This is a genomic window from Vagococcus sp. (assembly GCF_036639995.1).
GTDB lineage: Bacteria > Bacillota > Bacilli > Lactobacillales > Vagococcaceae > Vagococcus.
Genome location: NZ_JAVWHO010000012.1, coordinates 10,978 through 20,701 on the forward strand (window position 1 = coordinate 10,978; position 9,724 = coordinate 20,701).

The 9,724-nt window shown below is 36.0% G+C and carries 9 protein-coding genes; 8 read left to right on the top strand and 1 reads right to left on the bottom strand.

Going from position 1 to position 9,724, the window contains the following annotated elements:
- Nucleotides 1-42: 42 nt before the first annotated feature.
- The 7 genes from RR554_RS05170 (at nt 43) to RR554_RS05200 (ending at nt 8,525) form a co-directional block, all read left to right on the top strand.
- A complete protein-coding gene (locus tag RR554_RS05170; protein ID WP_332463085.1) occupies nt 43-2,721 on the top strand; it encodes a sigma 54-interacting transcriptional regulator in 2,679 nt (892 codons plus the stop codon).
- A gap of 121 nt (nt 2,722-2,842) precedes the next feature.
- Nucleotides 2,843-3,160: a PTS sugar transporter subunit IIB gene (locus tag RR554_RS05175; protein WP_332463084.1), complete on the top strand. Its 318-nt coding sequence runs from the start codon at nt 2,843-2,845 to the stop codon at nt 3,158-3,160.
- Between the two features lie 21 nt (nt 3,161-3,181).
- Nucleotides 3,182-3,511 carry a PTS lactose/cellobiose transporter subunit IIA gene (locus tag RR554_RS05180; RefSeq protein WP_332463083.1) on the top strand — a complete coding sequence of 110 codons (330 nt, stop codon included), beginning with the start codon at nt 3,182-3,184 and terminating at the stop codon, nt 3,509-3,511.
- Nucleotides 3,512-3,522: 11 nt separating this feature from the next.
- Nucleotides 3,523-4,665 (top strand): GNAT family N-acetyltransferase, encoded by a 1,143-nt coding sequence (locus tag RR554_RS05185; protein WP_332467549.1) that lies wholly within the window; start codon nt 3,523-3,525, stop codon nt 4,663-4,665.
- 18 nt (nt 4,666-4,683) lie between these two features.
- Nucleotides 4,684-5,943: a PTS sugar transporter subunit IIC gene (locus RR554_RS05190; protein ID WP_332463081.1), complete on the top strand. Its 1,260-nt coding sequence runs from the start codon at nt 4,684-4,686 to the stop codon at nt 5,941-5,943.
- A gap of 84 nt (nt 5,944-6,027) precedes the next feature.
- A complete protein-coding gene (locus tag RR554_RS05195) occupies nt 6,028-7,416 on the top strand; it encodes a glycoside hydrolase family 1 protein (RefSeq protein ID WP_332467550.1) in 1,389 nt (462 codons plus the stop codon).
- Nucleotides 7,417-7,436: 20 nt separating this feature from the next.
- Nucleotides 7,437-8,525: a DUF871 domain-containing protein gene (locus RR554_RS05200; protein ID WP_332463079.1), complete on the top strand. Its 1,089-nt coding sequence runs from the start codon at nt 7,437-7,439 to the stop codon at nt 8,523-8,525.
- Between the two features lie 33 nt (nt 8,526-8,558).
- On the opposite strand, the gene RR554_RS05205 is transcribed toward RR554_RS05200, so the two are convergent.
- Nucleotides 8,559-9,095, bottom strand: a complete 537-nt coding sequence (locus tag RR554_RS05205) for a dihydrofolate reductase family protein (protein ID WP_332467551.1) — start codon at nt 9,093-9,095, stop codon at nt 8,559-8,561.
- Between the two features lie 105 nt (nt 9,096-9,200).
- Here RR554_RS05205 and RR554_RS05210 point away from each other — a divergent pair.
- Nucleotides 9,201-9,724, top strand: a 524-nt coding sequence (locus tag RR554_RS05210; RefSeq protein WP_332467552.1) for a TetR/AcrR family transcriptional regulator, incomplete at its 3' end; no start/stop codon positions are given.

Sequence of the window (9,724 nt, forward strand, 5' to 3'; positions counted from 1 at the left end):
TTACAATGTATTTGGTTTATACCAATTTCGGGAGGGATTTTTTTGAAATCAAGAAAAGATGATGTACTAGACGCATTAAAAGTTAATCCTAACGAACAGACCGCACAAGAATTGGCCGATCAATTAGGTATGGATCGAACCAATGTTAGCCGTTATTTGAACGAATTAACAAAAGAAGGAACGGTCAAAAAATTAGACGGGCGCCCTGTAAAATTTCAAAGCGTCACAGTGTCCAATGAGCAACATATTAACTTTGATAATTTAATCGGTCGTGAGGATTCGTTGAAAAGTCAAATTCAAAAATCAAAAGCAGCTATTTTATATCCACCGCGAGGTTTACATACCCTTATTTTTGGTGAAACGGGAACAGGGAAAACCATGTTTGCTGAATGCATGTACCGTTTTGCAGTTTCAGCCAATGTGTTAGATGAAAGTGCCCCGTTCATTACGTTTAATTGTGCAGATTATGCGCAAAACCCACAACTCTTATATGGACATATTTTTGGCGTAAAACGGGGAGCATTTACTGGCGCTGAAGAAAATCGCAAGGGGCTGATGGAGCAAGCAGATGGCGGTATTTTATTTTTAGATGAAATTCACCGGCTACCACCAGAAGGTCAGGAGATGTTGTTTACTTTTATCGATAAAGGGACGTTCCGTTCTTTAGGTGATGGAGAAGAAAAACAAGCTTCCGTTCAAATTATTGGTGCAACCACTGAAACAAGCTCCATGTTTTTATCAACATTCAATCGCCGTATTCCAATGCAAATTGAACTTCCTTCATTAGCAGAACGTTCATTAGATGAGCGCTTAGCTATCATTAAAGAATTTTTACAACAAGAAGCTAACCGCTTAGTCCAAGAAATTACCATTGATAAACGAAGTCTGTTAGCATTTCTTCTATATAACGCAGAAGGCAATATTGGCCAACTAAAACGTGACTTAAAATTAGTTTGTGCCAAAGCGTTTCTTCATCATCAAACAAAAAGTGAATCGGAAAAACTAATGATTGTGGAAGAAGATTTGCCTTTAGTTGTCCAAAAAGGGCTACTTCGAATGAATGATGTTCAAGATAAACTAACGCCGTTCATGGATAAGAAAAATCTCTATCTAACCATGAAACCAGGCACAGAAGAAGTAGTTTGGGGCCAAGATCCAAATAAGGACATGGAAGTGTATCATTCGATTACTTATAAATTAGACAAACTAGGACGTGAAAATTTATCAGAAATTGATTTAGAAGAATTAATTTCTGATGATGTGAATCAGTATTTTGAAACCTACGTTGAGGAGCTCTCCCACAGTAATATCTACCGGGAAATAATTTCTGATGATTTATGGAAACTAGTGAATGAGTTATATGATTTTGCGTCAATTCAAATGAATCGAAAATACGATGAAAAAGTTCGCTTTGCATTTGCACTTCATATGAATTCGACCATTGAGCGAATCAGGCGTAATCAATTTATCTCTCACCCTAATTTAAACGACATTCGGCGTAACTATTTAAAGGAATTTCAACTAGCCATTGAGTTATCTAATCGTATTGAAGAAGCCTATAATATTATGATTCCTTTAGATGAGATTGGCTTTATTACAATGTTTTTAACCATGGATAACGAGGAAGAGCAGCAAATTAACGAGCGCCAAGTGGCTGTATTAGTTGTGATGCACGGAAAATCCACAGCTTCAAGTATGCTTGAAACAGTGCAAGAACTTTTAGGAACAACGACAGGCATTGCGTTTAATATGCCTTTAACACTAAATACAGCAGAAATGTATGCCCAAATTAAAAATTACATTAAGGACAAGCAAGAAGAGTTCTCAGAAGGCATTATTTTGTTAACAGATATGGGCTCACCTAATAATTTTGGTAATCTTATTTTTCATGAAATGGGAATAAGAACGCGTGTGATTTCAATGGCTAGCACAATGTTGGTGCTAGAAAGTATTCGTTTAGCCACATTAGGTCGATCATTAGAAGAAATCTACACAAGTGTGGTGTCAATGTTTCGAACAATGACCCATTTAGAAGAACCAACGAAGAAAGATAAGAAAAAAGTCATTATTGTGGCTTGTTTTACTGGAGAAGGTGTTTCAAAACGGCTAAATGAAGTAGTTTCTCAAATTGTTAGTCCACAAGAATTTGAAGTGATTCAAATGCAGTCGTTAGAAAAAGAAAGTTTTAAACATCGTATTGATCAATTGATTACCCATAAAAATATTGTGGCAATTGTAGGAACAATGGAAATTCACTATGAAAATATTCCATTCATTCCAGCCATGAATCTATTTCAACGAGATAAAATTATCGAGTTTCAAGATATGTTAGGTAGTACTATTACATTACTTGAAATTGTGGATTCATTAACGCAAGATTTTTCACCTGAGCTTGATGTTAAACGATTGTTTCTATTGATTGATGACGTATTGCAGTTAATTCGCCGTGATCAAAAACTAATTATTGAGAACACAGCAATGCAAGCTTTGAGTATGCATATTGCTTTCTTAGTAGATAGAATCAAAAAAGGGGAGAAACGTTTAGCCTTTGAAAATGTCGCAGAATTTCGCAAGACGTACAGTCAACAGTTTAATCAAGTTGCCGGAAATCTATCACTGATTGAAACTAAGTTTGGCGTGACGTTTACTGATGACGATATTGCTTATATTGTTAAAACAATTGAAGATAACCGAATTGACCTAGGATTACACAGTGTGTAATTCTAGGCTTTTTGTGTGTAACGAGGGAAAGTCTGTCAAATCAGTGTTTTTCTTGTTTAAAAGTTGGCATGCAACTTGCTTTATATTAAGGTGTACAGTAAAAAAATAAGGAGTGAGCAAAATGAAAAGAATCATGTTAGTTTGTGCCGCAGGAATGAGCACTAGTTTATTAGTAACCAAAATGGAAAAAGCCGCAGCAGATCAAGGATTAGAAGCAGATATCTTTGCAGTATCAGCATCAGAAGCAGATACAAAATTAGAAGATGCAGACAAACCAGTAGATATTTTATTATTAGGCCCACAAGTTCGTTTTATGAAAGGGCAGTATGAAACAAAATTAGCAGAAAAAGGAATTCCTGTTGATGTGATTGATATGAAAGATTACGGCATGATGAATGGCGAAGCTGTTTTAAATACTGCACTAAATCTTTTGAAATAAAAGAAAAGGAGAGCTGAAACCATGAATGAAACAATGAGTCAGGAACAATTGGAAGCGGTGATGGGATTAATTATTAATGCAGGCAGCGCTAAAAGTGACGCGATGGAAGCCATTCAGGCAGCTAAAGCAGGTGATTTTACTTTAGCCAAAGAAAAACTTGAAGCAGCAGATAAATCTTTAGTTGAAGCCCATCATTCTCAAACGGGGCTTTTGTCTCAAGAAGCGGGTGGAAATCCAATGACAGTAACACTCTTAGCAGTTCACAGCCAAGATCACTTAATGACAAGTATTACCTTTAATGACATGGCAAAAGAAGTTGTTGAGCTATACCAACGTTTGGAAAAAGAATAGGAAGTGATCTCGTGAAGTTAACTCGTGATCAAAAAACGTTGCAAGACATTACCGGCTTAATTGAATACGCTTTTAAAAAGAAGACCCCAATAATCGATGACCCACTTTTCTTATCTCGATATGCACATGCAGATGCTTATGGTGTGTACCAAGAACAAGAACTAACTAATTTAGTCATGGCTAACCATTTTGAAAGTCAAATATTTCAAGAAAAGGTTAAAATGGCGGGTGTTGGTTATGTTGCTAGTTATCCAGAGTATCGGGGGAAAGGTGGTATTAGTAGCATTATGCCAGAGATGTTGTTAGATCTTTATCAACAGGGAGTTGCTGTTTCTCAACTGGCTCCATTTTCTGAAGATTTTTATCGACAATTTGGCTATGAATCCACAAGTTGGCAAAAGACGTATCAACTCTCAAATCAAGCATTTAACTATTTGACCAGTGAAAAACAAGGTCGTATTAAACGAGGAACGTGGCAACAAATGAAAGCGTTCATTCAAGTTATTTACCAACAGGTATTAAGTCAAAATCAAGTAGGAACGGTCGTCCGTGAAGATTGGTGGTGGGACAGATTAGATGCTTATTACCCACACCGTTTTTATGCAGTTGCTTTTGATGAAACAGGAGAAGCGAAAGGGTACATGATTTACCGAATGGAAGGTCAGACCTTTGTGGTAGACGAATTTATTTATCTGAATCAATTTGCGTTACAGAAATTATTAACATTTTTAAAATCTCACGTCTCATCTTTTGAAGATTTTTTATATCATGCGCCTGTTCATGAAATGATTGAGAAGGTATTCCGTGAACAAGATAACATAACCATAACGTTAAGGCCATATATGATGAGTCGAATTATTGATATTCAGCAATTATTATCACATATACCATTAGTGGAAAAAGAAACGATTATTGAGGTAACACAAGACAAAGAGTGCCCGTGGAATGTGGGGAGTTGGTCTGTTAGTCAAGATCATTGTCAAAGAGTCGAACAAGTGGGTGATATTCAAGCAAGTATTCAAGTCTTTAGTGAATTATTACTAGGGGAACTAACTTTAGCAGAAGGAATTTTTCTTGGCAAAGTAATAACCACAAAAGAAATTAAAACCGAAGTTTTTTCAAAAGGAAGAAAGAGTTTTTATGATTATTTTTAAATAGGGGGAAGAGAAAAAATGGATAAATTTATTAATTTTATGGAGAAGCATTTTATTCCAGTAGCAGCAAAAATCGGTAATCAACGTCATTTAGTTGCGATTAGAGATTCGTTTATGGTGACAATGCCATTGATGATTTTAGGTGCTTTAGCAGTAATGATTAACAACTTAGCACTAACGATTCCAGCTTTTGGGAAGTTTATGGATGGTATTTTCGGTGGTGAGTCTTGGAAAGGATTTGGTGGAGCTGTTTGGAACGGAACGTTTGGTGTTCTTTCAGTATTCATTGCCTTTTTAGTAGCTTATAACTTAGCTCGTCATTACGGAAAAGACCCGATTGGGACAGGTGTTGTTTCAGTTGCCTCATTCTTTACTTTAGGTGCTGCGACAAGTGGTATGAACTCAACTGGGTTGTTTGTTGCTTTACTTGTAGGGATTGTTGTAGCTGAATTATTTACTCGTTTAGTAGGTAATGACAAATTAGTGATTAAAATGCCTGACGGAGTACCGCCAGCAGTCGCAAGATCATTTGCGTCACTATTTCCAGCAATGATTGTTATTTCACTCTTTGGTTTAGTGGCAGCCTTTATCGCAGCATTTGGTATTGAAGACATGTTTGCTGCCTTTTATGGCGCTGTACAAGAGCCTTTCATGGGCTTAGCTAATTCATATGGTTCTGCTTTAGTGATTGCTTTTATTACACCATTCTTATGGTTCTTTGGTCTACATGGTGCTAATATGATTGATCCATTTATGCAAGCAATTAACGCACCAGCAATTGAAGCAAACGCAACAGCGTTAGCAGCAGGTAAAGCAGCACCTTACATTGTTAACAAACCATTTATTGATTCATTTGTTAACATGGGAGGAACAGGTGTGACAATTGGTTTAATTATCGCTATTTACTTAGTAGGACGTAAAAATAAACCATTTATGGTTGTTAATAACTTAGCAGCAGCACCAGGTATCTTTAATATTAACGAGCCATTAATGTTTGGATTACCATTAGTATTAAATCCGATTATGGCGATTCCGTTTATCTTAACACCAATGGTCTGTGTAACAACTGCGTACTTTGCTACTAAATTTGGTCTGGTGCCACCTGCAACGGTAATGCCACCTTGGGTAACACCACCAATTCTTGGGGGATTCTTAGCGACTCAAAGTTTTTCAGGTGCCATTTTAGCAGCTGTGAACTTAGTGATTGCAGTGGTTATGTATATTCCGTTTGTTTCATTAGTAACAAGACAAGAATTAAAAAAAGAAGCTGAAGCATAGATTTTATAAGGGGTTAAGGATCAATTGATCCCTAACCCTTATTTTTTTAAGAGCTATCTTAACGAAAAATGAAGGAGCATTAATATGAAAAAATTTCCCGAAAATTTCTGGTGGGGAGCAGCAACGTCTGGCCCACAAAGTGAAGGCCGCTTTAATAAAAAACACGCCAATATTTTTGATTATCACTTCGAAATAGAACCAGAAAAATTTTATCAGCATATCGGACCAGATGTCGCATCAAACTTTTATAATAGTTACCAGGAAGATATTCAACTAATGAAATCAATTGGAATGAATAGTGTAAGAACAAGTATCCAGTGGAGCAGGTTGATTGATGACTTAGAAACGAATACAGTGAATCAAGAAGCAGTTGATTTTTACAATGCTGTTATTGCTACGATGATTTCTGAAAAAATGACACCAGTGATGAATCTTCATCATTTTGACTTACCAGTCGAGTTGTATGCTAAATACGGTGGCTGGGAATCTAAAAAAATAGTGGAGCTATATGTTGGTTTTGCTGAACAATGTTTTAAATTATTTGGTGACCGAGTTAAATATTGGACAACACACAATGAACCAATGGTAGTTGTAGAAGGCGAGTACTTGTTCCAGTTCCATTATCCGAATATAGTGGACGGAAAAAAAGCTGTTCAAGTGGCTTATAACTTAAATTTAGCTTCAGCAAAAGCGATTCAAGCATTCAGGCGATTGAATATTCCAGAAGCCAAAATAGGAACTATTTTAAATTTAACACCAACCTATGCTGCTTCTGATTCAAAAGAAGACCAAGAAGCTGCACGCATTGCTGAGTTGTGGAATAATAACTTATTTTTAGAGCCGGCTGTTCATGGCACTTTTCCTAGTGAACTAGAAGAATTACTGACACAAGATAAGGTTTTATGGGAAGGGTCAGCTGAAGAAAAAGAGGTAATAAAAAATAATACCGTTGATTTTTTAGGTGTTAATTTCTATCATCCCAACCGAGTAAAAGCACCAGATTTAGCACCTAATTCAGTAGGTGAATGGTTACCAAATCGCTATTACGATGCGTATGATATGCCTGGCCGCCGAGTGAATTTGGACCGTGGTTGGGAAATTTATCCTAAGGCTCTTTATGACATTGCGATTAATATTAAAGAAAACTACAAAAATATTCCGTGGTATGTATCTGAAAATGGAATGGGAGTGTCAAATGAGGACCGCTTTAAAAATAGTGAGGGCATAATTGAAGATGAGTACCGTATTGCCTTTGTGACAGAACATTTGGAGTGGTTATATCAAGGGATTGAGGAAGGCTCTAATTGCTTTGGGTATCATATGTGGACACCGATTGATTGTTGGTCTTGGTTAAATGCTTATAAAAATCGGTATGGTTTTATTTCAAATAATATCCACACACAAATTAAAACAGTAAAGCAATCTGGTTATTGGTTTAAAGAAGTTGCGAAAAGAAATGGTCTAAAAGAGTAGAAAAAAGAGGAGGAAGATGAGTGAAACGTGAATTAGGAATATCAATTTACCCCGATCATAGTGAGCCACAAGAAGACAGAAAGTATATCAAAAAGGCCGCAAATTTAGGATATACGAGAATTTTTATGAGCATGCTAGAAGTTACAGAAGGAAAAGAAAAAGTGAGTGAGACATTTGGCGGGATTATCCATTATGCCAAAGAATTAGGCTTTGAAACAGTTCTGGATATTGCTCCTTCTATTTTTGATGATTTAGGTATCTCCTATGATGACTTAAGTTTTTTTGCAGAGCTAGGTGCAGACGGTATTCGTTTAGATGAAGGCTTTGATGGTAACAAAGAAGCGATGTTAAGTTATAATCCAGAAGGGTTAGCTATTGAATTGAATATGAGTAATAATGTGGCTTATCTAGATAATATTTTATCTTACCAAGCCAATGAACCTTTTATCTATGGCTGTCATAACTTTTATCCCCAGGAAGGCTCAGCTTTACCCTATGAGTTTTTCATTGAATGTAGCAAACGTTTCAAATCACAAGGAATAAAAACAGCTGCTTTTGTTACTAGTCAAACAGCAGAATATGGACCGTGGGATGTTAATGATGGTTTACCAACTTTAGAGATGCACCGACATTTACCAATTGATTTACAGACAAGACATCTCTTTGCCACAGGATTGATTGATACAGTTATTATTGGGAATGCGTATGCGTCTGATGATGAATTAGAAAAGATAGCCAATGTTGACCGATACAAACTTAGTTTAGGGATTGAGCTTGAGACCAACATATCAGAGGTTGAGAGAAAAATTGTGGCTGACTCAAAACATTTCCGTCGTGGAGATATAACCTCACAAACTGTCCGTTCAACCATGGTTCGCGTACAGTATGCGGAAGTTTCTAATCCTAGCCATGATAATAACCAAGAATTTCAAGTAGGAGATGTGGTTGTTGGAAATGATACCTTTGGAAAATATAAAAATGAATTACAAATTGTGCTAAAAGCGCATAGTGACTCACGTAAAAATTTAGTAGGTAAAATACCTCAAGAGGAATTAATCATGCTAGATTTTTTGAACCCTTGGACAAAATTTCAGTTTGTTACAAAATAAAGAAGAGGTCGACTTAATAAAAGTCGACCTCTTCTATTTTTTCAAATACGTATGATAGATAATATTATTCACAACTTTAGCTGATACAGCGGTTAATTCAACAGAAGAATCAAGCTTACCAAATAGTGAAATTCCTTCACCTAACAATGTTGGAATGATAGCAAGTTGGTACTCATCAATTAAATTTTCTTTGATAAGAGGTTGAACAATACTAGCACCACCAACAATAAAAATGTCTCCACCAGATTGATTTTTTAAATTAGAAACTAGAGTCGAAACGTTCTCGCTGGTGTAAATGACGTTTTCTCTTTGAATTCCTTCTCTTGAGGTTAACACGTAAGAAGTACTATCAGCATAGGGATAATCATCAGGAGATAGTTCTGTTGTGACTTGGTCAAATGTAGTACGCCCCATAATAACAGTGTCGATAGTTTTATAAAAATTCTCATAGGACGTATCCGGTTGATTATCCACAGCGTTTGTGGATAACCACTCAATTCCTCCCTTATTATCGGCAATATAGCCATCTAAACTTGTAGCAATATATAAAATGACTTTTCGTTTGGTCACAATAACACATCCTTTCTTGATAAAATAAGTGTAACTTTTTTTCCCTTGTTTGATAAGAGACAAAAAGGTATAATGTCGCTAAAATAAGAAATAAGGAGGAGCTAGATGAAAAAACAAGCAATGGATAACTATCTGTGGCAGCACTTTTTTGAGCTGATGGTACTAGATAAAAAAGTATTTAGTGATATTCGTGTCAGAGAAATCTGTGATAAAGCAAATATTCATCGCTCTACTTTTTATCGCCATTTTGAGGATAAATATCAACTACTTGAATTTGGGTTATTCACTTTATGGAATGATTATTTTGAATTAGATGAGCGAGAAAAGTTTTACACACCTTTTTCAACAGCCAATGAATTTTATGAAAAATCAACAGCAGAAGCTTTAATTAGGCGCAATGAAGTAGACGAGGAATTTATTAAGACAGCAGATGCTTTCTTCCTGAAACAATTGAGTGCATCTTTTTCCACAGTATTAAAAAAAGACAGTCAAAAGGGATTACCTAATGATTTGCTCACTCGTTTTGTAGCAAGTAGTATTCAAGCCATTGGAGAGTGGGCACAAGACCAACCAGAAAAAATATCCCATGACAAGATGGATACGCTCTATAAAAAATTAGTACTAGAATC